Raw genomic sequence first — 25,029 nt, 5'->3', positions numbered from 1 at the left:
CCCCCCCCCCCCGCGGCCGGGTGCGTCAGGCCTTGATCTGCTTCCGGTCGGACTCCGCGCCGGAGATCTCGATGCGGCGCGGCTTCGCCTTTTCGGCGACCGGGATGCGCAGGGTCAGGACGCCGGCCTCGTAGTCGGCCTTGATGTGGTCGGCGTCGAGGGTGTCGCCGAGGAAGAGCTGGCGCGAGAAGACGCCGAGGGGGCGCTCGGAGACCTGCATCTGGACGTCGTCGCCGCCGGGCAGGGGCCGCCGTTCGGCCTTGACGGTCAGGACGTTGCGCTCGATGTCGAGCTCGATGGCGTCCTTGGTGACGCCGGGCAGGTCGAAGCAGACCACGAACTCGTCACCGGCGCGGTAGGCGTCCATCGGCATCGCGGCCGGCTTGGACCACGTGCCGGGGCTGCCGAAGACCTGCTGGGCGAAGCGGTCGAGCTCGCGGAACGGGTCGGTGCGCATCAACATCGTTCTCCTCCTGTTCGACATCGGGGTGTCAACACGCACTACTGTTCTAACATGTCGTCCGAACGATGACAAGAGGGAAGTCGTCGAAATGATGACGTCAGCCGGCGGGCAGGTCGATCTCGGTGTGCCGCTCGGCGAGGGTGCGGGCCAGCTCGGCCAGCTTGACGTTCAGGTCCTGGGAGGTGCGCCGCAGGACGTCGAACGCTTCGTCGGCCGACACGCCGCGGCGGGCCATGATGATGCCCTTGGCCTGGCCGATCACGTCCCGGCTGTCGATCGCCTTGCGCAGGTGCGCGGTCTGCAGCTCGGCGCGCGTGACGGCGTCGGTGGCCGCGAGCGCCAGCGACGCGTGCGTCGCCAGCAGCAGGAGGACGTCGCGGTCGGCTTCGTCCAGCCCGTTCGGGGAGCGCGAGTACACGTTGAGCGCGCCGATGGACCGGCCGGTGGGCGGGCCGGGGATGAGCGCGGTGGAGACGACCGCCCGCACGCCGAGCGCCGCCGCGGCGGGGGCCCACCGCGGCCAGCGGGGCTCGTCGGCGAGGTCGGGCGAGATCGCGACCGCGGGCCCGGCGGGCTCGGCCGACTCGACGCACGGCCCTTCCCGGAACCGGTACTGCAGCAGGTCCAGCTCGACGGCCACCCCGCCGGTCTCCGCGGGGGTGTGGAACTGCCCGTCGGCGCCGATGAGCGTGAAGCTGGCGAGCTCGGCGGCGGGGACCATCAGGGTGGTGGCCTCGAGCACGCGCTCGAGGACGTCCTCGACGCTGGGGGCGGCCAGCAGCCGGGTGGTCAGCCGGGCGAACTCCCCGGCCAGCGGGCCGGGCCGGGTTTCGCCGGCGACGAAGGTTTCCTTGTCGCGCTGCCATTCCTGCTCAGTGGTCATGGTGCCCCGTCGCGTCGGCGAGCGTGCGGTGCAGGGGCAGGTCGTCCTCGAGTCCCAGCGCCTCGACGGGACGCAGCACCGCCCGGCCCCCGGCGACGACGGCCACCGGCACCCCCGCCGCGCGCGCCGCCGACACCGCGTCCAGCACCACGCCCAGCCCGCGGGCCGAGCAGAAGGCCAGCCCGGTCAGGTCGATGACCAGCGCTCTCGGCGCCAGATCGAGCTCTTCGCGCAGCAACGCCGCCAGCCGGTCCGTCCGCGCCAGGTCCAGCTCGCCGGAGACGGTCACGACCGTGCGTTCGGCCGTCGTCGTGATCGCCGTGCGGGACGGGGCGGCCGCCAGCAGAGCGATCCCCGGCCGGATGGTGGTGGCTTGCATGGTCTCACCTCGGTCCCGGCCGGCGCGGGTGCGCGGGCCCTCGGGGTTCCAGGAGGCGGCTGCTGTGCTCAACCGCAGCGACGACGACACTACCCCGCACGGCACCCCGAGTCACCCGGCGCGCGCCGGTACCGTGAACCGCGTGGGTGACGACACCTGGGCCGCGCTGGCCGGCCGGTTCGCCGACGACGCCTACGCGTCGGTGAAAGGCCGTGTGCGCACCTACGTCCTGCACCGCCAGCTGCTGGAACACCTCCCGCCGCCGCCGGCCACCGTGCTCGACGTCGGCGGTGGCGCCGGGCACCAGTCCTTCCCGCTGGCCGAGGCCGGGTACGCCGTCACACTGCTGGACCCGTCTCCGGCGATGCTGGCCAAGGCGCGCCGACGGCCGGGTTCCGAGCGCGTGGAGTTCCTCGAGTCCGACGGCGAGCACGCCGGGGAAGCCGTCGGCGGCCGGCGCTTCGACGCCGTCCTGTGCCACGGCGTCCTCGGGTACCTCGAGCGGCCGGAGCCGGTGCTCGACCAGCTGTGCCGCCTCGCCGCGCCCGGCGGCGTCGTCTCGATCATGGCGGGCAACGCCCACGCGATGGCGGTCCGGCCGGCGCTGGAGCAGCGGTGGGACGACGCGCTGGCGGCGTTCGACAGCCGTGGCGAGATCGGCGTGCTGGGCGTCCCGACCCGGGCCGACACCGTCGAGGAGCTGAGCGAGCTGATCCGGGCCCGGGGCGTGGAACCCGTGCGGTGGTACGGGGTCTGGCTGTTCGTCGACTGGCTCGGCTTCGGCGGCACCGAAGTGGACCCGGCCGACGCGGAACGGGTCGCGGCCGTCGAGTTCGAGGCCGGCCGGCGCGATCCCTACCGCCGGCTCAGCCGCGTCTTTCACCTCGTGGGGCGCAAGGCCTGAGCGGCCAGCGTCAGCAGTTCGGCCAGCACTTCGGCCGCGATGTCGGCGAGGGACCGCTCCTCCCGCAGCCACCGGGTGAACGCGATCCCGAACACGGTGGCGCCGGAATCCGCGGCCAGCGTGGCCGCGACCTCGTCGACGCCCCGGGCGCGCAGGGCGGCGGCGACCGTCGTGGCCAGGGTCGTCAGCTTGTGGTGCTCGCGTTCCTGCAGCGCGGGGTTCCGGTCGATCACGGACTGCCGCGTGCGGGCGTGCGGGCGGCGCTCGTCCGGGAAGAACGTCCCCGCCGACCGCAGCGCGCAGGCGACGACCTCGAACGGCGACGCGTCCGGCGGCGCGGCGTCGATGCCGTCGAGGAAGGCCTGGACCAGTAGTTCCTGCCCCTGGAAGAGCACCTCGCGCTTGTCGCTGAAGTGCCGGAAGAAGGTGCGTTCGGTGAGGCCGACGGCCTGCGCGATCTCCGCGGCGGTCGTCTGCTCGTAGCCGCGGGTGGCGAACAGCTCGAGCGCGGCCTTCTGCAGCCGTTCCGCGGTTCCGGGTTCCCAGCGCACCATGCGATCGAGTCTAGGTGATGACAGGAGCTGACATGGAGGCGTACGGTGTGGATGTCAGCGACTGACGTCGGTCACTGACATCATGTCTCTCTCGAAGGAGTTCACCCCATGCGCGTTTTCGTCACCGGAGCCTCCGGCTGGATCGGCTCCGCCGTCGTCGACGAGCTGCTCGCCGCCGGCCACGAGGTCGCCGGGCTGGCGCGGTCGGCCGCGTCCGCCGCCAAGCTCGAGGCGAAGGGCGTCGAGGTCCGCCGCGGCGACCTCGACGACCTGGCCGGCCTCCGCGCCGGCGCCGAGGCGGCCGAAGCCGTCATCCACCTGGCGAACAAGCACGACTTCGCCAACCCGGCGGTGTCGAACGCGGCCGAGCGGGCCGCGGTCGAGACCATCGGCGACGCGCTTTCCGGCAGCGGCCGCCCGCTGCTGCTGGCGTCCGGGATCGCCGGCATCGGGCAGGGCCGCCCGGCGACCGAAGCCGACGCGTCCCCGTTCCACGGCCCGGACTCCCCGCGCGGCGGCGCCGAGAACCTGGCGCTGGAGTACGCCGGCCGCGGCGTGCGGCCGGTGAGCCTGCGGTTCTCGCCGACCGTGCACGGCACCGGCGACCACGGGTTCATCGCCGTCCTGTCGGCGATCGCCCGCGAGAAGGGCGTGTCGGCCTACCCGGGCGACGGCACGAACCGCTGGGCGGCGGTCCACGTGACGGACGCGGCGCGCATGGTCGTCGCGGGCCTGGAGAAGGCCCCGGCGGGCGCGCGGTTGCACGCGGTGGCCGAGGAAGGCGTGCCGACGAAGGAGATCGCGGAGGCGATCGGCCGGGCGTTCGACCTGCCGGTGGCGTCGGTCGACCCGGCCGATGTGGCGGAGCACTACGGGTGGATCGGCGGGTTCTTCGCGATGGACCTGGCGGCGACGAGCGCGGCGACGCGGGAACTGCTGGGCTGGGTGCCGGGCGGGCCGACGCTGATCGAGGACCTCGACGGTGGCGCGTATTCGGGTTAGGAGCTGCGGCGATGCGATGAACGAGTCGTTCACCTCGCCGGACGCGCTGAACGGGTCGTACACGACCACCGAAACCGGCATCCCGCCGAGGCTAGCCGCGGTTGACGGTGCTGATCCGGGCCTGGAGCCGTTCCCGCGTCGGCGAAAGCGCGTCCCGCGGTGCGGGCTCCGGGACCGCCTGCCCGGTCGCCTCGCCCGCGGGGCCGGTCACCGGGTACACCGTCTTCTCACCCGGCAACGGCACCCCCGGGCAGATGGTCGCCGCCGGGCGGGCGGCGCCCAGGAACCAGCCGTTCACCAGACCGTCCACACAGGAATTCTTGCTGACCGCGTACTGGCCGTGGAACGGCGAATCCGCCACCGACACCATCGGGATCCCGGCCGCCCGCGCCGCCGCCTCGGCCTGCTCGTAGCCCGTCTGCGGGTCGAACTCGCCCTGCACGACCAGCACGTTCTTCGCCGCCTCCGCCGGCAACGTCGGCAGCTGGTGGCGCGGGAGGTCGGACCAGAACCCGCACGGCTCGCTCAGCCCGTACGCCCAGCCGAACAGCGGGTAGGCCGGGCCCTGCAGGTCGCTCAGCAGCTTGTACCAGGTGGCCGCGCGGGTGGGCTGGTCGCCGCACGCCACGGCCAGGCGGGTGCCGCCCACGTCCGCGTAGTCGGGCTCGGGCGGCGCCACGTCCGCCGCCGTCAGCCGGGCCACCGGGACGCCGAACTCCGCGCGGGACACGCGGTCGAGGTCGGCCGCCAGCGCGGCCGGTGGCGCCGGCTTGGTGCCGTCGAGGGCCGCCACGCCCTTGGTCAGCACCAGCGCGCCGACCAGCCACTGCCGCGTGCTGCCGTTGCCGACGAAGACGTGGTCGAAGACGTCCGGCGAGACGCCCTGGTCGCGGAAGTAGCCGCGCACCCGCTCGAAGGTCTTCTTCACCTCGCCGACGGTTTTGCCGAGCTGGTCCGGGAACCGCCGGGCCAGCCACGGCGCGTAGACGCGGTCGAACTGGCGCTGGTCGATCTTCGGGAACGCCTCGAACGCGGCCTGCAGCCTGCCCTCGAAGTTGACGCTGGAGTCGAGGACCATCCGGCCGGCCCGCTTCGGGAACAGCGACGCGTACTTCGCGCCCAGCCAGGTGCCGTAGGAGTAGCCGAGGTAGTTCAGCTTCTCGTCGCCCAGCAGCGCGCGGATCAGGTCCATGTCGTGCGTGGTCTGCCAGGTCGTGACGTACGGCGCGAGCGCGTCGCTCTGGCAGGCCTCGGCCACCGCCCGCGGCGTCCGCTGGTGGGCCAGGATGCTGGCGGGCGAACGGTCGCGCGCGTCGAGGCCGGCTTCGGCGGGCAGCCGCCCGGTCGGCACCCGGCAGACGAACCCCTCGTCGTCGCCGCCCTCCTGGCCGGTGCCGCGCGGGTCCATGCCGACGAAGTCGTAGTGCTCGTTCACCGCCGGTTCCAGGCCGGCCAGCGCGCCGGCCAGCGAGGTGCCCTGCCCGCCGGGCCCGCCCGGGTTGACCAGGATCGCGCCCCGCCGCTCGCCGGTCGCGGCGGCGCGGCTGATCGCCACCTTCAGGTCGGTCCCCGGCGACGGCGCGGACCAGTCTCGCGGCACGGTGATCCGCGCGCACTGGGCCTTGGCGTCCTTGAACGGGCAGCTGCCCCACTCGACCTTCTGCGTCAGGTAGGGCGCGAGCGGATCGGGCGTGGTCGCCGCGGCCGGTGCCGTCGCCGCCACCAGGATCGAGACGGCCACCGCCAGCCCCGCTTTGGACGTCCGCACCGCAGCTTTCCTTCCTCGTTCCCAGGCAACCCGGGAACACCCAAGCACGGCGGGACGGGCGCGGGCAGCCCGAAGACCACCGACGGCACCGGGATTTCCCTCGATCCGGTGATCAGCTCGGCGGTTCGGGCTCCGCGGCGCCCTCGTCGACGTCCTGGTGCTCGGGCTCCTCGCGGTCCGTCTCCGGGATGGGGACGTCGAGGTCGAGCTCCGGCGTGCCGGGCGGGCGCGGCGCGTCGGGGGTGATGGGTCCGTTCTCGGCTTCGGTCATGGGACCCGGTTACCCGGGAACCACCGGGCCAAGCGGGCCCGTCACGAGCAGAACGCGGTGTCCACTGCGGACAGGACGGCCTTCGCCGCCTTTTCGCCGTCGCCGAACGTGCCCGGCAGCGCGGTCACGGCCAGGCCGACCGACCGGCCGTCCTCGGTGGCGCCGCCGCGGGTCTCGTAGCCGTCGATGTCGCCGCCGTGGCCCCAGTACCCGCCGCCGCAGCTCAGCGGGACGCGGAAGACGCCGAGCCCGTACTGCCAGCCCGGGAACAGCGGCGCGTCGACCGTCTTGCGCATCTCCGCGAGCTGCGCGGGCGGCAGCAGCCGGCCCTCGAGCAGGGCTCGGTCGACCTTCGCCAGGTCACTCGGCGTCGAGATCAGCTGGCCCGCCGCCCCGCCCCACGACGGGTCCATCTCGGTCGCGTCGACGACCTTCGTGCCCGTGCTGTTCGCAAGCGCGTAGCCGTGCGGGTGCGGCCCCTGGATCGTCTGGTCGCCCGGCTGCGGCCAGTACGTGTCGCGCAGCCCCGCCTTCTCGATCACGCGCTCGGTGATCTGCTCCTGCACCGGGCGCCCGGTCACGCGCTCGATCAGCAGGCCGGCCAGCAGGTAGTTGGTGTTGCTGTACTCCCACTTCGTCCCGGGCGCGAAGTCCGCCGGGTGGGCCAGCGCCGCGGCGAGCAGGTCGTGGGGCTGGAAGAACTTGTGCTGCACGTCTTCGAAGTTCTCGACGCCGAGGTACGCGGTGTAGTTCGGCAGCCCGCTGGTGTGCTGCAGCAGCTGCCGGACGGTGATGGCGTGGCCGTCGATGCCTTCGCCGCGCACCAGCCCGGGCAGGTACTTCTCGATCGGCGCGTCCAGCTCGACCTTGCCCTCGGCCACCAGCTGCAGGACGACGACCGCGGTGAACGTCTTCGTGTTGCTGCCCGCGCGGACCCGGCCGTCGCGCGGGACGGGCACCCGCCGGTCCAGCCGCGCGGACCCGGCGACCAGCGACGTCGAACCGCGGCCGTCGCCCACCCAGGCGAGGGCGGCGGGGAACTTCTCCTGGCTCACCAGTGCGTTGAGACTGTCCTGCACCGGGGACTTCGTGTCCGCGGCGGCCGCCGCCGTGGTGACGGTGCCCAGCAGGCCCGCCACGGTCAAGATCGCCACACCCTTGCGCATCGTTTCTCCTCCAGGTCCGGATCGATAGCGGAAATGCTGCTCGAAACGGGCACGAAGATCAGTAGCGCGGGCCACCGGATCTCGGGTAGCGCTGGCACTACCCCGCGAAAAGGCGTTGCCGAGCCGATCTTCGGCGTGGCACGGTCGCGCCCGTGAGCACGACTATGCGCGCGGCGGTCTGCGTCGGAGCCGGTGGCCCGGAGGTGCTGGAAGTCCGCGAGGTGCCGGTGCCGGCGGTGCGGGACGGCTGGAGCCTCGTCCGGGTGCTGGGCGCGGGCCTGAACCGGTCGGAACTGCGGACCCGGCAAGGGCATTCGCCGAACGTGCGGTTCCCGCGCGTGCTCGGGATCGAATGCGTCGGGGTCGTGGCCGAGTCGACCGATCCGGCGCTGCCGGAGGGCACGACCGTCGCGGCGGTGATGGGCGAGATGGGGCGGGAGTTCGACGGCGGTTACGCGGAATACGCGTTGCTGCCCAACGCTTTGCTGATGCCGATCACGACGGCGTTGCCGTGGGACGTCCTGGCCGCGCTGCCCGAGACGTACCTGACCGCCCAGGGCGCGCTGGACACCCTCGGCATCGGCCGGACCCGGCTGCTGATCCGCGGCGGGACGTCGTCGGTCGGGCTGGCGGCGGCGTCGATCGCGGCGGGCCACGGCGCCGAGATCGCGGCGACGACCCGCCGCCCGGACAAGGCGGCCGCGCTGACCGCGGCCGGCGTCACCCACGTCCTCATCGACGACGGCGGGCCGCTGGAGCTGCCGTGGCCCGGCGGCCCCGACCACGTGCTGGACCTGGTCGGCGCCCGCACCGCGGTGGACTCGCTGAAGCTGGTCCGCCGCGGCGGCACGGTCTGCGTGGCGGGCTCGCTGAGCGGCTGGTCGATCGCGGACTTCCAGCCGGTGGCGATGATCCCGTCCGGCACCCGGCTGACGGCGTTCCACAGCGACGACATGAAGGGCCGCGCGGACGTGCTGCAGCGGATCGTCGGCGAGGTGGAGGCCGGGGTGTACCGGCCGAACGTCGACCGCGTCTTCGGGCTGGCCGAGATCGTCGAGGCCCACCGGTACATGGAAGCCGACCAGGCGAGCGGGAAGCTGGTCGTGGTGCCCTGAGCCGGGTCAGCCGGGTTCGTCTGCATCGGCGCCGGGTCCCGCCAGTCGCTGGCTTCAGCAGGCCGCTCGCCGGCCCCGGCCGTCACTTGCTCCGGGCCACGATGTCGCCGTACGACGTGGTGGCGCGGATGGCCAGCTCGGGCGTCCCGGTGTTCTTCAGCGCGTTGTCGATGCGACCGTACGACGTGCCCGCGTCGAGGGACGCCGAGACACCGGCCGCCGCGCCGATCGTGATCGCGCCCTGCTGGGTGTCCAGCACGACGTCGCCGCGCACCGCTTCGGCGATGCGGATGTCGCCGCGCGCCGTGGTGATCCGCGCCGGGCCGTCCAGGCGGCCGACCTCGACGTCGCCGTCGGTCGCGGTGAGCTGGACGCCGGCCGCTTCGGCGAGCTGGATGCGGCGGTAGGCGCCCTCGAAGACGACGTCGCCGAGGCGGCCGGTGCCGACGAGTTCCGACGCGGCGGTCGTGGCCCGCACGTCGGACCCGGCCGGCAGCCCGACGACGACCTCGATCGCGCCGGTGGGGCCGAAGTACTGGTTCCTGCCCTGCGGGGCCCGCACCGTCAGGACGCCGTCGGCGTAGCTGACGGTGGTCTGCTCGGCCGCCTTGACGTCGCGGTTCTTGGCCGGGTCGGCCGGCCGGACCTCGACGGTGGTGTCGGCGCGGTCGCCGGCGGCGAGGTGGACGCGCCCGGCGGGCAGGTCCAGGACGGCGGTGATCGGGGCGGGGGTGGTGAAGTTCGGCATCGTGGTCTCCTCGGTTCCGGTGCCCCCGTCGGTGGGGACGAGAACCACGATGTCCGGCCGTCCTGACACCCGGCGGCCACCGGCCTGACACGGCTCAGCCGGGTGCTGACAGATCTTCCGGGGGAGCCCACAGCGGCGCGGCGCCCGCCCGTTCCGGGTGCAGCCAGCGGTGCCGGCCCGCGGTTTCGCGGGCGATCCGCAGGTACTCCCGGACGGTCTCCGGCGGCTCGCCGTCCCGCCACGCCAGCGACCACGGGTACACCGGCTGCAGCTCCTGCGGCCGGTGGACCGGGACGCCGCGCTCGGCGTACCGGCGGGCGTAGCTGGCGAACTCCAGCAGGAACGCGCTGCCGGCCGCGCGGGCGAGAGCGGCGTGGCAGTGCTCGAACGTGCCGGGGTTGCCCAGCCAGCGCAGGGCCAGGCCGGTCTGCTGCTCCAGCGCGGTCAGGTACCGGCCGTGGACGTTGTACAGCGCCGTGCCGGGAGCGTCCGCGAAGACCTCGAGGGGACGTTCGTGCAGCGACGCGGTCGGCCGCCGCGGGTCGCCGGGGCGGCCGACCAGCCGGAACGGCTCGAGCCGCAGCCGCTCGTGCCGCCAGCCCGCCGGGTGCTCGGCCGTCAGCGCGGCGGTGACGCGGATGACCGCGACGTCGAGGAGGTCGTCGAGCAGCGCGGCGAGCTGGCGGGCGCTGTCCATCTGGCTCTGCACCACCTGGACGCCGGGGTGGGCGGCGATGAACGCGTCGGCGACCACGCGGCTGGTGTCCAGCTCGAAGATGTGCGCGACCCGCACGCGGTTCGGCGCGGGCTCGCGCAGCATCTGCTCGGCCGTGGCGAGCAGCTGCCGCGCGTGGTGCAGGAACCGCTCGCCGCGCGGGGTCAGCGTGACGTGGCGGCTGTCGCGCACCAGCAGCGGCGCGCCGACGTCGGCTTCGAGCCGGCGGATCTGCTTGGACAGCGCCGGCTGGCTGATGAACAGCTTGGCGGCGGCCCGTCCGAAGTGGAGCTCGTCGGCGACCGTGACGAAGTACCGCACCAGCCTGAGGTCGAGGTCCATCCGGGCCTTCCCGCGCGAAGGGAGCAGAGCGCCAACGATGCCATCCCGGCTATCGATGCGCACGCACCAGGTCTTGGACGCCGGGGCCGCGGACCGGTTGGCTGCAGGGAGAAACCGGCTCGAAACGCGGAGGACGCGATGGCAGACACCGGAACCCCGGTCGTGTTCGTCCACGGCCTGTGGCTGCACGCCACGTCGTGGGACCCCTGGATCGACCACTTCCGGGCCGCCGGGTACGCGCCCGTCGCGCCCGGCTGGCCGAACGAACCCGCCACCGTCGAGGAAGCGCGGGCGAACCCCGACGCCGTCGCGGACACCTCCATCGACGACGCGACGAACCACTACGCGTCGATCATCGCCGGCCTCGACCGGCCGCCGGTCGTCATCGGCCACTCGTTCGGCGGCCTGATCACCGAAAAGCTGCTCGGCCAGGGCATCGGGCTCGCCGGCGTCGCGATCGACCCCGCGCAGATCAAGGGCGTCCTGCCGCTGCCGCTGGCCCAGCTGCGCGCCGGCCTGCCCGCGCTGGGCAACCCCGCCAACCTCCACCGGTCCGTTTCGCTGACCGAGAAGGAGTTCCGGTTCGGCTTCGGCAACGCGCTGAGCGACGAGGAGTCGTCGGAGCTGTTCCGGCGCTGGACGATCCCGTCGCCGGCCCGGCCGCTGTTCCAGGCCGCGGCCGCCAACTTCGTGCTGCACTCGCAGGCGAAGGTCGACACCCGGCGCGCGGACCGCGGCCCGCTGCTGCTCGTCTCCGGCACCGCCGACCACACCGTCCCGGACGTGGTCACCCGCTCGACCCTCAAGCAGTACCGGGACTCCACCGCCGTCACCGAGCTGAAGCAGTTCGAGGGCCGCGGCCACTCGCTGACCGTCGACAGCGGCTGGCGCGACGTCGCCGACGCCGTGCTCGGCTGGCTGCGCGAGCACGGGGTCTGAGCCCGTGGACCTGGGTCTGGACGGCGCGGTCGCCGTCGTCACCGGGGCCAGCCGCGGCATCGGCTTGGCCGTCGCCGAAGCCTTCGTCGCCGAGGGCGCCCACGTCGTGGCCGGTGCCCGCGAGCCCGGCCCCGGCCTGGAGGCGCTCGTCCGCGCCGGGAAGGCGCACGCGCTCGCCGTGGACCTCGGGACGGCCGACGGGCCCGGCCGGCTCGTCGAGCTGGCCCTGAGCGAGCTCGGGCGCGTCGACGTCCTGGTCAACAACGTCGGCGCGGTCACGCCGCGGCCGGACGGCTTCCTGCTGGTCACCGACGAGCAGTGGTCGCGGTCGCTCACGCTCAACCTGCTGAGCGCGGTCCGGGCCACCCGCGCGGTGCTGCCGTCGATGGTGACGGCCGGGCGGGGCAGCGTCGTCACGATCGCGTCGATCAACGCCGCCCTGCCCGACCCCGGCGTGATCGACTACAGCGCGGCGAAGGCGGCGCTGGTCAGCTTCACGAAGTCGGTGTCGAAGGAGTTCGGCCCGCGCGGCGTCCGCGCCAACGCGATCAACCCGGGCCCGGTCGCCACGGACCTGTGGCTGGGCGCGGGCGGCGTCGCCGAGACGATCGCGGCGACCACGGGGGCGGCCGCCGCGTCCGTCGCCGACGAGGCCGCCGCCCACGCCGTCACCGGCCGCTTCACCCGGCCGGCCGAGGTCGCGAACCTGGCCGTGTTCCTGGCCAGTGACCGGGTGGCGGCGAACATCACCGGCACCACGGTCACCGTCGACGGCGGCTACACGACCGAACTGCACTGACCGGCTACGCCCCGGGGCCGGAGTAGATCTCGGACGCCTTGGGGGCGGTGACGGTCGTCGGCTTGTCCCAGTCGGAGAACTCGAGCGTGCCGCTCTTGGGCTCCTGCATGCGCAGGAGGTAGTGCGGCTCGCCGGCGGCCACGGTCGCCGTGCCGTCGGAGGTGGTGAAGGTCAGGGCCGGGATGCCGTCGGTCGTGGTCTGGCCGCTCGCGGTGAAGCTCGCCGCGTCCAGCTGGCCGACGGTGTTGTCGGTGAACGTCTTGTAGTCGAGGAACTGCTTGAACGCCTCGCCGATCCCGGCGCCGATCTGCGACGTCGAGGGCACCCACTTGTCCCTGAGCAGCTTGCCGACCGACGCCGGGATGCCCGCCTTCTTGATCAGCGAGTCGCTGAACCGGAAGAAGTACTTGTCGCCGGTGCGCAGGACCGGGATCTCCAGGCCGTCCTGCACCACGGTGCCGCTCGCGCTGTCCGGGTTGAGCTGCAGGTCGAGGTTGAGGTTCCCGCCCTCGGAGACGACGCCGCGGACGTGGACGGCCTTGGCCTGCTTCGCGGCGTCGATGACGGCGGAGCCCGCCTTCGCGGCGTCGAGCGCCGCGGCCGAGGGGCTCGCGGACGTCGGCGCGGAACTGGCGGCGGCCGGTTCCGCGGTGCCGCTGGTGCTTGCGCACCCGGCGCTGAGGAGGGCGGCGACCGCCCCGGTGGCGATGAGTGCTCCCAGGTGGAGACGAGACATGGTGAGTGGGTCCGTTCGTGAAGGTCCGGGTGTTCCGGACACGAACGGGTTATCGACCGAGTGGGTGATGCGTTACGTCCTGTCGGCCCTGTGGGCTACGCCAGGCTGACCACGACGCCGGTCCGGCCGGGTGGGACCGTGCCGTGGTGCGGGATGACCTTCCCGGCGGGGAAGGCCTCGATGACCAGCATCGGCAGGCCAGGGTTCCGGACGAACCCGCAGCCCCGCTCCTCCAGGCGGGTCGGTGCGGCGTAGCCGGCGGCCATCGCGGCGTCGATAAGGGCGCGGAGGACGTCGGGCCGCGAGCCGCTCCGGAGGGTGATCACGCCCAGTACGAGGGGACTGGTGGACCACCCGCCGCAGGAGAAGGAGTCGTCGAGCACCACACCTTCCCGGGCCCCGATGCGGTCCGCGACGGCCGACAGGTACCGGCGCCTCCGTCCGAACGGGCCGTGCTTGCCGAAGACCCCCATGCCGAGCAGGGTAATCCCGCCCGCGCGGCCGAGGGAATCCCGCCGCGCGCCGTGTGAACCGGGAACCGGCGGGTACCAGGACACGGTCCGTGCCCCCGCCCGGCGAGGAGTCAGCCGTGTCCCAGCCCGCCCAGCAGCAAAGCCCGCCCGGAACCACCGCGGAGATGACCCCGCGGCCCGACCACGGCGAACACTCCTACCGCGGCTCCGGGAAGCTGACCGGCAGGGCGGCCCTGATCACCGGCGCGGACAGCGGGATCGGCCGCGCGGTGGCGATCGCGTACGCCCGCGAAGGCGCCGACGTCCTGATCTCCTACCTGAACGAGCACGACGACGCCGAGGAGACGCGGCGCTGGGTGGAAGAGGCGGGGCGCAAGGCCGTCGTCGTCCCGGGCGACATCGCCGACCCGGCGCACTGCCGCGCGCTGGTCGCCCGGGCGGTCGAGGAGTTCGGCCGGCTCGACGTCCTGGTGAACAACGCCGCCTTCCAGATGACCCACGAGACGGTGGAGGAGATCCCGGACGAGGAGTGGGACCACACGCTGGCGACGAACCTCAGCGCGTTCTTCCACCTCACCAAGGCCGCTGTCCCGCACCTGAAGCCGGGGGCGTCGATCATCGGCAGTTCGTCGGTGAACTCCGACAACCCGAGCCCGCAGCTGATGCCCTACGACGTCACGAAGGCGGGCGTCGCGAACATGTGCGCCGCGTTGGCGCAGCTGCTCGGCCCGAAGGGGATCCGCGTGAACAGCGTGGCGCCGGGGCCGATCTGGACGCCGCTGATCCCCTCGACGATGCCGGCGGAACAGGTGGAGTCGTTCGGGCAGCAGGTGCCGCTGGGCCGCGCGGGCCAGCCGGCGGAGCTGGCCCCGGTGTACGTCCTGCTGGCCTCCGACGACGGCAGTTACGTGTCGGGCGCCCGCGTCGCGGTCACCGGGGGCAAGCCGATCCTTTGACGGCGGGCGAAGGGGACGTCGGCCGGGGAGCTGGTGCTCGCCGGCCCGGTGAGGATCAGCCGCCGCGCTGGACGATCGCCGTGGTGAGCGTGGCCGCGATCAGTTCCAGCTCGTGATCCGTCGCTTCCTCGCCGTCCAGCCGCGCCCGCAGGTCCGCGCGCGTGATCACGTCGCTCGCCCCGGCGGTTTCCGCGTCGGCCGGCTCGACCCGCAGGCGGCCGGCGGTCAGCACCAGCACCGGGTCCGGCAGCGGCGACTCGAGGAGGCCGCGCAAGTCGTCCACCGTCACCTTGGACATGGGTTCCTCCGGTTCACAGGGGTTGCGGCACCGCGCCGAGGCGCCGCCGCAGTTCCGGGAGGAACTCCGGATCCGCGCGGGCGAGGCTGCCGAGATCCGTCTCGGGCGGCACGTCGTGACCCGCCCGCAGCACGCCGTCGATGACCAGCCCCGCCGCGGCGAGCACCAGGTCCGCGTCCGCCACCGGGGGCAGGTCCTCGCGGGTGCCCAGCACCAGGTCGAACGTGCCGGCCGGGCCGCCGCGGCAGCAGTAGCGCACCCGGTACCGGGAACCGCCGACCGGACGCACCTGCCAGACCGTGCACGCCGTGCTCAGGGACATGCCTACCGGTACCCGGGCCGGCCGCGCACAAACGGCCGCCACCCGCACGTGTGTTCGCGGGCAAAGCGGGAAGCCCGCCCGGACCTGGCACCCGAGGAATCGAGGAACCGGCTATGAAGTGGCCGATCGGAGCAGTCGCCGTCGCGGGGATCGCGGCGGGCACGGCCGCGGCGCGGCGGAAGTCCGCGGCGGCGCCGAACCGCTGGCTCGGCGTCACGGTCAACCTGCCACCCGGGGAGGTCGAGAACGACCCGCGGCTGCGGGACGCCTTCGCCGCGCTCGCCGAGGAAGCCGAAACGCGCGTGCGCCCGGCACCCGGCGGGCACGGGACGGAACTGGCGGCCCGGCCCCGGGACCCGGGCTCGGGCGGCGTCGTGAAGAGGCTCGCCGGACGCGACCCCCGGCAACCCGTGCGCAGCGCGCTGCGGGACGTCAAGTCGCTGCTGGAAACGGGGGAAGTGATCCGCCCGGACGCGCCGACGACCGGGAAGCCGACGCCGGGCGGGGCGCTCGTGCGCCTGGCCACCCGGCGCGCGGGCGGGGAGGGCCGGCTGTGAAAGCACTGTGCTGGCAAGGGATCAACGAGCTCTCCGTCGAAGACGTCCCCGACCCGGAGATCCGCAACGAGCAGGACGTGGTCCTCAAGGTCACCGCGACCACCACCTGCGGCTCCGACCTGCACCTCATCGGCGGGTACATCCCGGCCATGGAGGCGGGGGACGTGCTCGGCCACGAGTTCACCGGCGAGGTCGTCGAGGTCGGCTCCGAGGTGCGCAAGCACCAAGTCGGCGACCGCGTGGTCGTCTGCTCGTTTATCGGCTGCGGCCGGTGCTGGTACTGCGCGCACGACCTCTGGGCGCTGTGCGACAACAGCAACACCAACCCGGGCATCGGGTCGGCGCTGTTCGGTTACGAGCCCGGCGGCATCTTCGGCTACTCGCACGCGATGGGTGGGTTCCGGGGCAGCCACGCGGAATACGTGCGCGTCCCCTTCGCCGACTACGGCGCTTTCCCGATCCCCGACGGCATGGCCGACGACACCGCGCTGTTCGCGTCCGACTCGGTGCCGACCGGCTGGATGGGCGCCGACCTCGGTGGGGTCCGGCCCGGCGACACCGTGGCCGTCTGGGGCTGCGGCGCGGTCGGTCAGATGGCGGCGAAGGCGGCGATGCTGCTCGGCGCCGAGCGGGTGTTCTCGATCGACCGCTACCCGTACCGGCTGCGGATGACCGAGCAGCACATCGGCTCCGAGACGATCGACTACTCGACCACCGACGTCGGCGCCGAGCTGCGCGAACGCACCGGCGGCCGCGGGCCGGACGTCTGCATCGAAGCCGTCGGCATGGAAGCGCACAGCGCCGGCGCGCACCACCTGTACGACCAGATCAAGCAGCAGCTGCGGCTGGAGACCGACCGGCCCGACGCGGTCCGGGAAGCGATCTACGCGTGCCGCAAGGGCGGCACGGTGTTCGTGCTCGGCGTGTTCGCCGGCGTCGTCGACAAGTTCCCGCTCGGCGCGGTCGTCAACAAGGGGCTCACCGTGCGCGGTTCGCAGCAGCACGGCCAGCGCTACGTCCCGATGCTGCTCGACCGGATGGCCCGCGGCGAGCTGTCCACCGCCCACCTGGCCACGCACCGCCTGCCGCTGGCCGACGGCCCGCGCGCGTACGACCTGTTCAAGCACAAGAAGGACGACTGCCTGCGCGCCGTCCTGCACCCCTGATCCCCGCCGAGAAAGGAAAAAGATCATGTCGGCAACCAGTCCCACCCGCACCCGGACCCCGGTGCAGGTCGCCGCCGCGGTCGTCGCGGTCGTCTTCCTGCTGGTCGGCGTGCTCGGGTTTGTCCCTGGCATCACGACGGACTACGACCGGCTGAGCTTCGCCGGCCACGACTCGATGGCCATGCTGCTGGGCGTGTTCATGGTTTCGGTGCTGCACAACATCGTGCACCTGCTGTTCGGGATCGCCGGCCTGGCCGCGGCCCGGACCGCCCGCGGCGCACGGCTGTTCCTCGTCGCCGGCGGCGTCGTGTACCTCGTCCTGTGGCTGTACGGGCTGCTGATCGACCACGGCAGCGACGCCAACTTCGTGCCGGTCAACACGGCGGACAACTGGCTGCACCTCGGCCTGGGCGTCGGCATGATCGCCCTCGGCCTGCTCACCGCCCGGGCGAGCGCGAACTCGCGGGCCGCCCGCGGTCCCGGGCTCGGCTGAGGCGGGTCGCCACCCGAAGCCCGCCGGTGTCCGGTCGCGATCGGGCCCCGGCTCTGCCACAGTAAGGTCACGGATTCCGCGTCCAGCAGAGTGGCGTGCCGGTTTTCCCTGGCCGAGCTTTGGGGTACGCGAATGTCCGAACAGCAGCACGCCGCCACCGGCACCTTGCATCGCGCAAGATCCGCCGGCGTCCGCACGCTGGCCTGGCGGGGTGAGCTGGACATGACCGCCGGACCCCACATCGGGAGCGCCGTCGGTGAGGTCGACGAGGACGTCGTCGTCGACCTCACCGAGGCGACGCTCGTCTCCGCCGTCGTCGTCCGGACGCTGGTGCGCCTGCACGATCTCGCGGCGCGGCGGCGGCACCGGCTCGTGGTCGTCACCCGCGACCGGTTCGTCGCCTGGAGCCTGCGGCAGGCGGATCGCCGCCTCACCGTCGCGAACACGCGCGAGGAGGCGCTCGCCCGGCTGGGCGAGCCCGCGGCCAACGAGGCCGTCGAAGCACGCCGGGCGCGCAACCGCGCGCGGATCGCCGGTGCGCTCGACGTGCTGTGCGAGCGCTACCGGCTGGCGACCGCCGACGAGGCGTTCGAACTGGTGCGGGAGGCGTCGCAGAGCCACAACGTGACCATCCGCGCGCTCGCCGCGGCCGTGCACGCCGTGCCCGCGCCCGAGGGACCGGTGTGGTTCCCCGGCCGCACCCGCCGGGCCGCGCCCCCCACCGTCCTGCGCGCGGCGGGCCGGACCCCGCCCGCGGTGTTGACCGCCGCCCTGACCATTTCCGTGCGCGTGACCGGCGCGCCGCGCGCGGCCGTGCACAGCGTCGAACCCCTCGCCGGCGGCCTCGCGCTGGAGCACCACCACGGCCTCGGCCGGCGGTACGTGGACCTGTTCACCCACCTGGTCAGCGGCGCGGCGTGCACCCAGGCGCAGCACCGCCGCGAGCGGGTCGTCGTGCCCGACGTCGCGTCCAGCCCGGTGTACACGGCCGAGCACCGCGACGCCGTCCTGCGGGCCGGCGCGCGGGCGGTGCAGAGCACCCCGATCCTCACCCCGGACGGCGCGTGCGCGGGCGTGCTGACCACCCACCACGACCGCGCGGCCGACCTGCCCGGCACCCCGGAACTGGAGCTGGTGGACCGGATCTGCGCCGACGCGGGCCGCTGGCTGGACTGGCACAGCCGCACGATCGTCCTCGACGCCCTCGAGCACCTGCACGCCCGCGCCACGTCACGCTGACGGGGCGCGGCTGAGCGCCGTCACCGCATGATCGTGGTCAGCACGTCCACGCCGAGCTGCATCAGCCGCTGCAGGTCGAGGCGGTGCTGGATCATCCGGCCGTCGCGGCGGGACACCAGCAGGCCCGCCTCGCGCAGCCGGCCCAGGTGGCGGGAGACCTGCGGCACCGTCATCCCCGTCCGCGCCGCCAGGTCGGACGTCGTGATCGGCTCGTTGACCAGGTGGCGGCACAGCGACAGCCGGGCCGGGTCGGCGAGGATCGCCAGCCGCAGGCGCACCTGGGCGAGCGTGTCGCGGGCGCCGTCGCCCTCGACCGGGAAGTGCACGACCACCGGGAACTCCGGGTCGACCTTGACGATCAGGTGCGGCCGCGCGTGCACGGACGGCACCAGCAGGCAGCGGCGGCCGCGCAGGTCGGCGTGCAGGGACTGCAGCTTGTCGAACACCACCGACGCCGGGTCGTGCCGGACCGCCGCGTTCGTGCTCAGCGACGCCAGCGCCTCGGCCACCGGCAGCGCGCTGAGCCGCGCCCGCACGGTCGCGCATTCGCTTTCCAGGCGGTGGGAAACCCGCGCCCACTCGTCGGCGAAGAACTCCTCGGCGCAGGCGCGCAGGACGTCCAGCAGGTCGGCGCGGAACGCGGCCGGATCGGCCACGAGGTGCCGGGCCAGCTCGCCGCGGCCGAACGACCGCCGCTCGCACGAAACGACGTAGGCGTCCCGCGCCGCCGCGTCGCCCAGCAGGTCGCCGATCTCGGCCAGGCCGCCGTGGATCGCGTCGGCCGCGGTGGCGGTGAAGCGGTCCAGGGGCAGCGTCTCGATCCGGCGCAGCTCGTCCTCGAAGGTCTGCCCGAGCGGCAGTCCGAACGGCAGCAGCAGCCGGCAGCGGCGGCGCGCCCACAGCGGCGCGTAGGTCTTCAGCCTGCCGTGCAGGGCGGCCGAGGTCTCCGCGCGGACGCGGGTGAGCCACGGCCGCACCTCGAAGTGGTGCTCGGGCTCGGCGATCGAGTGCAGGCACGCGAGCAGCTCGGCCACCGGCGACACCCCGGCGACGAGGTCGGCCGCCCGTGCGCCCTGGACGGTCAGCACCACGGACATGCGTGCAGCGTACGACCCATCCTTACCGCGGTCGCGGTAAACGTCGGCGGCGGGTGCGCGAAACGGACCTAGCCTTCCCGGAACGCGACACGAGAGGCCAGGCCATGCACGACTTCCTGCGCACCTTCTTCGATCTCCGCGAGATCCTGGACGTGCTGCCCGCCCTGCTCACCGAAGGGCTGCGCAACACCCTGCTGATCGCCGCGCTGGCGATCGTCTTCGGCGTCGTCGCCGGCGTGCTGCTGGCGATGCCGCTGCTGTCCCGGCGGCGGCTGGTCCGGCTGCCCGCCCGGATCTACGTCGACGTCTTCCGCGGGCTGCCCGCGATCGTCACCGTCAGCCTGGTCGGCGTCGGCCTGCCCGCCGCCGGCCTGCGGCCCTTCGGCCGCGAACCGCTCGGCTACGCCGTGCTCGCCATCGCGCTGATCTCCGCGGCCTACTCGGCCGAGATCTTCCGCTCCGGCATCCAGGCCGTCCCGGCCGGGCAACTGCACGCCGCGCGCAGCCTCGGCATGCCCTACCTGACGGCCATGCGCGTGGTCGTCGTGCCGCAGGGCGTGCGCAACGTCCTGCCGGCGCTGGCCGGCCAGTTCATCATCGACGTCAAGGAGAGCGCCCTGGTGTACCTGCTCGGACTCGGCTTCGGCCAGCGGGAGCTGTACTTCATCGCCCAGGAACGGCAGGCGGCGACGTACAACTCGTCGGCGCTCGTCGCCGCCGGGCTCTGCTACCTGCTGCTGACGATTCCCCTCACCTACGCGGTGAACCGGCTCGACCGGCGGATGCGCGAAGGCCGGCGCTTCACGACGGCCGCGGCGCCGGTCGCCGTCCCGGCGAAGGCGGCCGTGTGATGCCCGCGGTGTCCGTGCGCGGCCTGCACAAGCGTTATGGGCCGCTGGAAGTGCTCCGCGACGTCGATCTCGACGTCGCCGCCGGCGAAACCGTCTGCGTGATCGGGCGGTCCGGTTCCGGCAAGTCGACGTTGCTCAAGTGCCTGAACCTGCTGGAGGAGCCGACGGCCGGGGAGATCCACATCGCCGGCACGGCGATCACCGGCCCCGGCGTGGACGTCGACGCCGTCCGCACCCGCGTCGGCATGGTGTTCCAGCACTTCAACCTCTTCCCGCACCTGAGCGTGCTGCGGAACGTCACCGCCGCGCTGCGGCACGTCCGGCGCCTCGGCCGGGACGCCGCCGACGCCGCGGCGATGAGCCAGCTGGAGCGACTCGGCCTCGCGCACCTGGCCCACCAGCGGCCCGGCCGGCTCTCCGGCGGCCAGCAGCAACGCGTCGCGATCGCCCGCGCGCTCGCGATGGAACCCGAAGTGATGCTCTTCGACGAGGCGACTTCCGCGCTCGACCCCGAGCTGGTGAAGGACGTCCTCGACGTGATGCGCTCGCTGGCCGGGTCGGGCATGACGATGCTCGCCGTCACCCACGAAATCGGCTTCGCCCGCGAAGTCGCCGACCGCGTGGTGTTCATGGACGACGGCCGCGTCGCCGAGTCCGGCCCGGCTCGCGCCACCCTCGACGACCCGGAAACCCCGCGGCTGCGCGACTTCCTCGCCCGCGTCCTCTGAGAAGCCCGGAAAGGACACTCCCATGCTGCGCCTCGCTTTCGCCGCGCTCGCCGGCACCCTCCTGCTCGCCGGCTGTGGCGGCACGCCGGCCGCCGACGACCCGTACGGCCTGCTCGAACCGGGCACGATCCGCGCCGCCACCCAGACCAGCCAGCCGCCCTTCGCCTACGGCGACCCGACGGGGAAGCCGGTCGGGTTCGTCATCGACGTCACCGACGAAGCCGCGAAGCGCCTCGGACTGAAGGTCGACTACAAGGCGACGTCGGTGACGTCGTCGCTGGCCGGGCTGACCAGCCACCAGTACGACCTCGCCGCGGCCGGTCTCGGCGTCACCGAAGAACGCCAGAAGAGCGTTTCCTTCACCAAACCGCTGTTCTGGAGCACCACGGCCGTCCTCACCCCGGCGAAGAGCGCCGCGGCGAAGCTCACCGACTTCGCCGGCCACAAGGTCGGCGTGGTCACCGGGTCGACGCAGGAACCGTTCGTGCCGGCCAAGATGCCGGGCGCCCTGCCGATCGGCTTCCCCAGCGCCAACGCCGCGGTGAGCCAGCTGCTCAACGGCAGCCTCGACGCGTTCGTCGTCGGCGGCCCCGACGCCGCGCAGTTCCTCAAGCAGTACCCGGCCCTGCGCCAGGCCGCCTCGGCGCCGGTGGCGCACCCGACGTCGATGGCCGTGCCGAAGGACCACGGTGCCCTGCTTGCCGCGCTGGACCAGCAGATCGGCGCGATGGTCGCCGACGGGACGTACGCCCGGCTGTACCGCAAGTACTTCACGACCGCGCCGCTGCCGCAGCTCGTCGCGGCCTGGCCCGCGCTCGGGGCGCAGTTCGCGGGTGGTCTCTGATGGGCTGGGAACGGCTGAGCCGGGACTGCTGGCGGCTCGTGCTCGACGTCCCCGCGCGCGACGGCACGACCCTGGTCGCCGACCTCTACGCCGCGCGGCCCGAGCCGCCCGCCGGGCCGGTCCTGCTGGAACGCACGCCCTACGGCCGCCGGCTCACGCGGCCGTCCGACGGCGCCGGGCCGCCGTCGCCCGAGGCGGTCGCGCGGCGGTTCGTCGACGGCGGCTACCTGGTGGTGCGCCAGGACTGCCGCGGCCGCGGCGACTCCGGCGGCACGTTCACCAAGTACCTCAACGAGGCCGAAGACGGCTACGACACGGTCGAGTGGATCGCCGCGCAGGACTGGTGCGACGGCCGCGTCGCGACGATGGGCGTCTCGTACTCGGCGCACGCGCAGGCCGCGCTCGCGTCCCTGGGCGCGCCGCACCTGGCCGCGATGTTCCTCGACTCCGGCGGTTTCGCCAGCGCGTACGAAGCGGGCACCCGGATGGGCGGCGCGTTCGAACTCAAGCAGGTGACGTGGGCGTTCCATCGCGCCCGCACCAGCACCGAGGTGCGGGCCGACCCGGTGCTGCGGGCCACGTTGGACTCCGAGGACCTGCGGGCGTGGTTCACGCGGATGCCGTGGCGGCGCGGTGCGACGCCGCTGCGGTTCGTCCCCGGCTACGAGGACTACCTGCTGGAGCAGTGGGAACACGGCGTCTTCGACGACTACTGGCGCCAGCCCGGCATCTTCGCCCGCGGGTTCTACGACCGGTTCCCGGACGTGCCCAGCCTGCACATCTCCAGCTGGTACGACCCGTACATCCGCACGGCCACCGAGAACTTCCGCGAGCTGGGCCGCAAGAAGCACAGCCCGGCCTACCTCGTGCTCGGCCCGTGGACGCACGGCGCGCGCAGCGTCCGGCACGCGGGCGACGTCGACTTCGGCCCCGAGGCGCCGCTCGACGGGAACCTCGACGACGACTACGTGACGATGCGGCTGCGCTGGTTCGACGCCCACCTCGCCGGCGCCGGCGAGCCCCCGCCGCCGGTGCGGTACTTCCTGATGGGCGGCGGGTCCGGGCGCCGGACCGCCGAGGGGCGCCTCGACCACGGCGGCCGCTGGCGCACGGCGACGGCGTGGCCGCCGGAGACGGCCGAGGACCAGGTCTTCTACCTGAGCGCCGATGGCGACCTCACGCGTACGCCGCCGTCCGGCACCCACCTGGAGTACGACTTCGACCCGGCGGACCCGGTCCCGACGCTCGGCGGCCAGGTCACCTCGGGCGAGCCGGTGATGAGCGGCGGCGCGTTCCACCAGCGTCCCGACGAGCGGTTCTTCGGGGCGGCGCCGCCGTTCCTGCCGCTGGAGAGCCGGCCGGACGTGCTCGTGTTCCAGACCCCGCCGCTGGACGACGACGTCGCGGTCGCGGGCCCGGTGACGGTGCGGCTGGCGGTCTCGTCGACGGCCGCGGACACGGACTTCACGGTCAAGCTGATCGACGTCCACCCGCCGAGCGAGGACTACCCGCAGGGGTTCGCGATGAACTTGACCGACGGGATCCTGCGCTGCCGCTACCGGGATTCGTTCGCCGAACCGGCGCCGCTGGTGCCCGGCGAGGTCTACGACATCACGGTGGAGGCCCCGGACACGGCCAACCTGTTCCGCGCGGGCCACCGGATCCGGCTCGACGTCAGCTCCAGCAACTTCCCGCGGTTCGATGTGAACACCGGCACGGGGGCGCGTGAAGTGGGTGACCGGCGGAAGGTGGTGGCGACCAACCGGGTCCACGTGGACGGGCGGTCGTGGTTGACGCTTTCGGTGCTCCCGGGTTAGTGGACGTGGGTCTGCCAGTCGTCCGGCACGCGGCCCTCGGGGCCGGGCACCGGCTGCTCGACCGGGCGGTGCTCCGGCGGCGCCAGCGCGGGGCCGTCGTAGGCCTCGCCCGTCTCGAAGTTGTAGAACCAGTCCTCGCCCGGCTCGAAACTCCGGATGAACGGGTGCCCGGTCGCCTGGTAGTGCGCCGTCGCGTGCTGGGCGGGTGAGGAGTCGCAGCAGCCGATGTGGCCGCACTGGGCGCAGCGCCGCAAGTGCACCCACCACCCCTCGGCGGCGAGGCATTCCGCGCAGCCGGTCCCGCTCGGCTCCGCGGTGACGTCGATACCCTCGATTTCGGCCATGCCGACAGTCTGCCTCGTGCCGCGCCGGCGTGCATCAGCCCGGGGCGCGGCGCAGGTGCGGCGGCTCGTAGGCGACGTCGATCGGGCCGAGGTCGGTGCCGGGCGGGACGATCCCGTCGATCCGGTCGAGCAGATCGTCGTCGAGGGTCGCGCCGGCGCCGGCGACCAGGTCGTCCAGCTGCTCTTCGGTGCGGGGCCCGATGATCGCCGACGCGACCGCCGGGTGCGCGGTGACGAACGCCAACGCCAGGTGCCGCAAAGGGATCCCGGCCCCGTCGGCGAGCGGGACGAGGGCTTCGACGGCGTCGAGCTTCCGCCGGTCGGTCAGGTGCTTCGGCACCCAGTGCAGGCGGCCGGGCGAGGCCGTCTCCTTGCGGTACCGGCCGGAGAGCAGCCCCATCGACAGCGGGCTCCACACGAGCACGCCCAGGCCGTGGCGCCGGCAGACCGGCAGGATCTCGCGCTCCACGCCGCGGTCGAGCATCGAGTAGTGCAGCTGCTCGGTGCGGAACCGCGCCAGGCCACGGCGTTCCGCCACCCACTGTGCCTCGACGATCTCGGACGCCGGCAGGTTGGAGTGCCCGATGGCCCGCACCTTGCCCGCGCGCAGCAGGTCGGTCAACGCGCTCAGCGGCTCCTCGATGTCGGTGCCGGGCTCGGGGTGGTGCAGCTGGTAGAGGTCGATGTGGTCGACGCCGAGACGCCGCAGCGACCCTTCGACGGCGGCGACGATCCAGCGCCGCGAGTTGCCGCGCCGGTTGGGGCCGGCACCCATCGGGCCGTTGCCCTTCGTCGCGAGGACCACGTCGTCGCGGCGGCCGCGCAGGGCCTTCCCGACGATCCGCTCGCTCTCGCCGTCGCCGCCGTAGACGTCGGCCGTGTCGATGGTGGTGATGCCGTGGTCGAGGGCCCGGTGGACGATGCGGACGCACGCGTCGGGGTCGGGGTTGCCGTGCGGCCCGAACATCATCGTGCCGAGCGCGTAGCTGCTGACCTTGATGCCGGTCCGGCCCAGGGGACGAGTCTGCAAAGCAGCCTCCGGTGGTCGGGCGCGGTGGGG

30 protein-coding genes are annotated in these 25,029 nt (G+C 73.5%); 14 read left to right on the top strand and 16 right to left on the bottom strand.

The genetic code is table 11. From position 1 onward, the window contains the following. Positions 1–25: 25 nt before the first annotated feature. From ABFJ78_RS24995 to ABFJ78_RS24985, 3 genes are all read right to left on the bottom strand, one after another. Positions 26–463, bottom strand: a complete 438-nt coding sequence (locus tag ABFJ78_RS24995) for an Hsp20/alpha crystallin family protein (protein ID WP_436388778.1) — start codon at positions 461–463, stop codon at positions 26–28. 97 nt (positions 464–560) lie between these two features. Then, positions 561–1,346: a GAF and ANTAR domain-containing protein gene (locus tag ABFJ78_RS24990; RefSeq protein ID WP_436388777.1), complete on the bottom strand. Its 786-nt coding sequence runs from the start codon at positions 1,344–1,346 to the stop codon at positions 561–563. Then, positions 1,336–1,725, bottom strand: a complete 390-nt coding sequence (locus tag ABFJ78_RS24985) for an STAS domain-containing protein (protein WP_436388776.1) — start codon at positions 1,723–1,725, stop codon at positions 1,336–1,338. The genes ABFJ78_RS24990 and ABFJ78_RS24985 overlap by 11 nt, the downstream gene beginning before the upstream one ends. Positions 1,726–1,867: 142 nt before the next feature. Between ABFJ78_RS24985 and ABFJ78_RS24980 the strand changes: the two genes are divergently transcribed. Beyond that, entirely contained in the window at positions 1,868–2,629 is a 762-nt protein-coding gene (locus ABFJ78_RS24980) for a class I SAM-dependent methyltransferase (protein ID WP_436388775.1), read from the top strand. On the opposite strand, the gene ABFJ78_RS24975 is transcribed toward ABFJ78_RS24980, so the two are convergent. Then, entirely contained in the window at positions 2,605–3,183 is a 579-nt protein-coding gene (locus tag ABFJ78_RS24975) for a TetR/AcrR family transcriptional regulator (RefSeq protein WP_436388774.1), read from the bottom strand. The genes ABFJ78_RS24980 and ABFJ78_RS24975 overlap by 25 nt on opposite strands. Before the next feature lie 108 nt (positions 3,184–3,291). Here ABFJ78_RS24975 and ABFJ78_RS24970 point away from each other — a divergent pair, with 108 nt between their 5' ends. Continuing rightward, complete coding sequence (locus ABFJ78_RS24970; protein ID WP_436388773.1) at positions 3,292–4,185, top strand: SDR family oxidoreductase; 894 nt, start codon at positions 3,292–3,294, stop codon at positions 4,183–4,185. 91 nt (positions 4,186–4,276) lie between these two features. Here ABFJ78_RS24970 and ABFJ78_RS24965 read toward each other — a convergent pair whose 3' ends face one another. From ABFJ78_RS24965 to ABFJ78_RS24955, 3 genes are all read right to left on the bottom strand, one after another. Continuing rightward, positions 4,277–5,953 (bottom strand): alpha/beta fold hydrolase, encoded by a 1,677-nt coding sequence (locus ABFJ78_RS24965; protein WP_436388772.1) that lies wholly within the window; start codon positions 5,951–5,953, stop codon positions 4,277–4,279. 112 nt (positions 5,954–6,065) lie between these two features. Beyond that, positions 6,066–6,224 carry a hypothetical protein gene (locus ABFJ78_RS24960; RefSeq protein ID WP_436388771.1) on the bottom strand — a complete coding sequence of 53 codons (159 nt, stop codon included), beginning with the start codon at positions 6,222–6,224 and terminating at the stop codon, positions 6,066–6,068. Between the two features lie 41 nt (positions 6,225–6,265). Next, the gene (locus ABFJ78_RS24955) at positions 6,266–7,390 is read right to left on the bottom strand and encodes a serine hydrolase domain-containing protein (RefSeq protein ID WP_436388770.1); all 1,125 of its coding nucleotides are present in this window, start codon (positions 7,388–7,390) and stop codon (positions 6,266–6,268) included. Between the two features lie 152 nt (positions 7,391–7,542). On the opposite strand from ABFJ78_RS24955, the gene ABFJ78_RS24950 reads away from it, so the two are divergent. Further along, positions 7,543–8,505: a zinc-binding dehydrogenase gene (locus tag ABFJ78_RS24950; RefSeq protein ID WP_436388769.1), complete on the top strand. Its 963-nt coding sequence runs from the start codon at positions 7,543–7,545 to the stop codon at positions 8,503–8,505. A gap of 82 nt (positions 8,506–8,587) precedes the next feature. On the opposite strand, the gene ABFJ78_RS24945 is transcribed toward ABFJ78_RS24950, so the two are convergent. Further along, positions 8,588–9,253, bottom strand: coding sequence for a DUF4097 family beta strand repeat-containing protein (locus ABFJ78_RS24945; RefSeq protein WP_436388768.1), 666 nt, complete (start codon positions 9,251–9,253; stop codon positions 8,588–8,590). A 94-nt stretch (positions 9,254–9,347) separates the two neighbouring features. After that, a complete protein-coding gene (locus tag ABFJ78_RS24940; RefSeq protein ID WP_436388767.1) occupies positions 9,348–10,310 on the bottom strand; it encodes a LysR family transcriptional regulator in 963 nt (320 codons plus the stop codon). 138 nt (positions 10,311–10,448) lie between these two features. On the opposite strand from ABFJ78_RS24940, the gene ABFJ78_RS24935 reads away from it, so the two are divergent. After that, a complete protein-coding gene (locus tag ABFJ78_RS24935; RefSeq protein WP_436388766.1) occupies positions 10,449–11,249 on the top strand; it encodes an alpha/beta hydrolase in 801 nt (266 codons plus the stop codon). 4 nt (positions 11,250–11,253) lie between these two features. After that, positions 11,254–12,048 (top strand): SDR family NAD(P)-dependent oxidoreductase, encoded by a 795-nt coding sequence (locus tag ABFJ78_RS24930; protein WP_436388765.1) that lies wholly within the window; start codon positions 11,254–11,256, stop codon positions 12,046–12,048. Between the two features lie 4 nt (positions 12,049–12,052). Here ABFJ78_RS24930 and ABFJ78_RS24925 read toward each other — a convergent pair whose 3' ends face one another. Then, positions 12,053–12,784 carry a hypothetical protein gene (locus tag ABFJ78_RS24925; protein ID WP_436388764.1) on the bottom strand — a complete coding sequence of 244 codons (732 nt, stop codon included), beginning with the start codon at positions 12,782–12,784 and terminating at the stop codon, positions 12,053–12,055. A 95-nt stretch (positions 12,785–12,879) separates the two neighbouring features. Next, positions 12,880–13,257: a hypothetical protein gene (locus ABFJ78_RS24920; protein WP_436388763.1), complete on the bottom strand. Its 378-nt coding sequence runs from the start codon at positions 13,255–13,257 to the stop codon at positions 12,880–12,882. Between the two features lie 164 nt (positions 13,258–13,421). Here ABFJ78_RS24920 and ABFJ78_RS24915 point away from each other — a divergent pair, with 164 nt between their 5' ends. Further along, positions 13,422–14,213 carry an SDR family oxidoreductase gene (locus ABFJ78_RS24915; protein ID WP_436389016.1) on the top strand — a complete coding sequence of 264 codons (792 nt, stop codon included), beginning with the start codon at positions 13,422–13,424 and terminating at the stop codon, positions 14,211–14,213. Between the two features lie 55 nt (positions 14,214–14,268). On the opposite strand, the gene ABFJ78_RS24910 is transcribed toward ABFJ78_RS24915, so the two are convergent. Then, positions 14,269–14,511: a hypothetical protein gene (locus ABFJ78_RS24910; RefSeq protein WP_436388762.1), complete on the bottom strand. Its 243-nt coding sequence runs from the start codon at positions 14,509–14,511 to the stop codon at positions 14,269–14,271. Between the two features lie 13 nt (positions 14,512–14,524). Continuing rightward, positions 14,525–14,833: a hypothetical protein gene (locus ABFJ78_RS24905; RefSeq protein WP_436388761.1), complete on the bottom strand. Its 309-nt coding sequence runs from the start codon at positions 14,831–14,833 to the stop codon at positions 14,525–14,527. A 113-nt stretch (positions 14,834–14,946) separates the two neighbouring features. Here ABFJ78_RS24905 and ABFJ78_RS24900 point away from each other — a divergent pair, with 113 nt between their 5' ends. From ABFJ78_RS24900 to ABFJ78_RS24885, 4 genes are all read left to right on the top strand, one after another. Continuing rightward, positions 14,947–15,390 (top strand): hypothetical protein, encoded by a 444-nt coding sequence (locus ABFJ78_RS24900; RefSeq protein WP_436388760.1) that lies wholly within the window; start codon positions 14,947–14,949, stop codon positions 15,388–15,390. Further along, positions 15,387–16,556 carry a zinc-dependent alcohol dehydrogenase gene (locus tag ABFJ78_RS24895; RefSeq protein WP_436388759.1) on the top strand — a complete coding sequence of 390 codons (1,170 nt, stop codon included), beginning with the start codon at positions 15,387–15,389 and terminating at the stop codon, positions 16,554–16,556. Before ABFJ78_RS24900 ends, ABFJ78_RS24895 begins: the two co-directional genes overlap by 4 nt. A gap of 25 nt (positions 16,557–16,581) precedes the next feature. Then, complete coding sequence (locus ABFJ78_RS24890; protein WP_436388758.1) at positions 16,582–17,049, top strand: DUF4383 domain-containing protein; 468 nt, start codon at positions 16,582–16,584, stop codon at positions 17,047–17,049. Between the two features lie 132 nt (positions 17,050–17,181). Further along, positions 17,182–18,288, top strand: coding sequence for an ANTAR domain-containing protein (locus ABFJ78_RS24885; RefSeq protein ID WP_436388757.1), 1,107 nt, complete (start codon positions 17,182–17,184; stop codon positions 18,286–18,288). A gap of 20 nt (positions 18,289–18,308) precedes the next feature. Here ABFJ78_RS24885 and ABFJ78_RS24880 read toward each other — a convergent pair whose 3' ends face one another. Continuing rightward, positions 18,309–19,385: a DUF5937 family protein gene (locus ABFJ78_RS24880; RefSeq protein ID WP_436388756.1), complete on the bottom strand. Its 1,077-nt coding sequence runs from the start codon at positions 19,383–19,385 to the stop codon at positions 18,309–18,311. A gap of 104 nt (positions 19,386–19,489) precedes the next feature. Between ABFJ78_RS24880 and ABFJ78_RS24875 the strand changes: the two genes are divergently transcribed. From ABFJ78_RS24875 to ABFJ78_RS24860, 4 genes are read left to right on the top strand one after another with little or no spacing between them, the layout of a single operon-like run. Beyond that, positions 19,490–20,236, top strand: a complete 747-nt coding sequence (locus ABFJ78_RS24875) for an amino acid ABC transporter permease (RefSeq protein ID WP_436388755.1) — start codon at positions 19,490–19,492, stop codon at positions 20,234–20,236. After that, complete coding sequence (locus ABFJ78_RS24870) at positions 20,236–20,964, top strand: amino acid ABC transporter ATP-binding protein (RefSeq protein ID WP_436388754.1); 729 nt, start codon at positions 20,236–20,238, stop codon at positions 20,962–20,964. The genes ABFJ78_RS24875 and ABFJ78_RS24870 overlap by 1 nt, the downstream gene beginning before the upstream one ends. A gap of 22 nt (positions 20,965–20,986) precedes the next feature. After that, positions 20,987–21,808 (top strand): ABC transporter substrate-binding protein, encoded by an 822-nt coding sequence (locus tag ABFJ78_RS24865; RefSeq protein WP_436388753.1) that lies wholly within the window; start codon positions 20,987–20,989, stop codon positions 21,806–21,808. Beyond that, positions 21,808–23,625: a CocE/NonD family hydrolase gene (locus tag ABFJ78_RS24860; protein ID WP_436388752.1), complete on the top strand. Its 1,818-nt coding sequence runs from the start codon at positions 21,808–21,810 to the stop codon at positions 23,623–23,625. The genes ABFJ78_RS24865 and ABFJ78_RS24860 overlap by 1 nt, the downstream gene beginning before the upstream one ends. Here ABFJ78_RS24860 and ABFJ78_RS24855 read toward each other — a convergent pair. Beyond that, entirely contained in the window at positions 23,622–23,969 is a 348-nt protein-coding gene (locus ABFJ78_RS24855) for a UBP-type zinc finger domain-containing protein (RefSeq protein ID WP_436388751.1), read from the bottom strand. The genes ABFJ78_RS24860 and ABFJ78_RS24855 overlap by 4 nt on opposite strands. Before the next feature lie 34 nt (positions 23,970–24,003). Continuing rightward, positions 24,004–24,999, bottom strand: a complete 996-nt coding sequence (locus ABFJ78_RS24850) for an aldo/keto reductase (protein WP_436389015.1) — start codon at positions 24,997–24,999, stop codon at positions 24,004–24,006. Between the last annotated feature and the right edge of the window lie 30 nt (positions 25,000–25,029).

The sequence above is a fragment of the Amycolatopsis sp. MEPSY49 genome (assembly GCF_051337345.1).
GTDB lineage: Bacteria > Actinomycetota > Actinomycetes > Mycobacteriales > Pseudonocardiaceae > Amycolatopsis.
The sequence above is the reverse complement of the archived record's forward strand: the minus strand, read 5'-3'. Positions and strand labels throughout refer to the sequence as shown.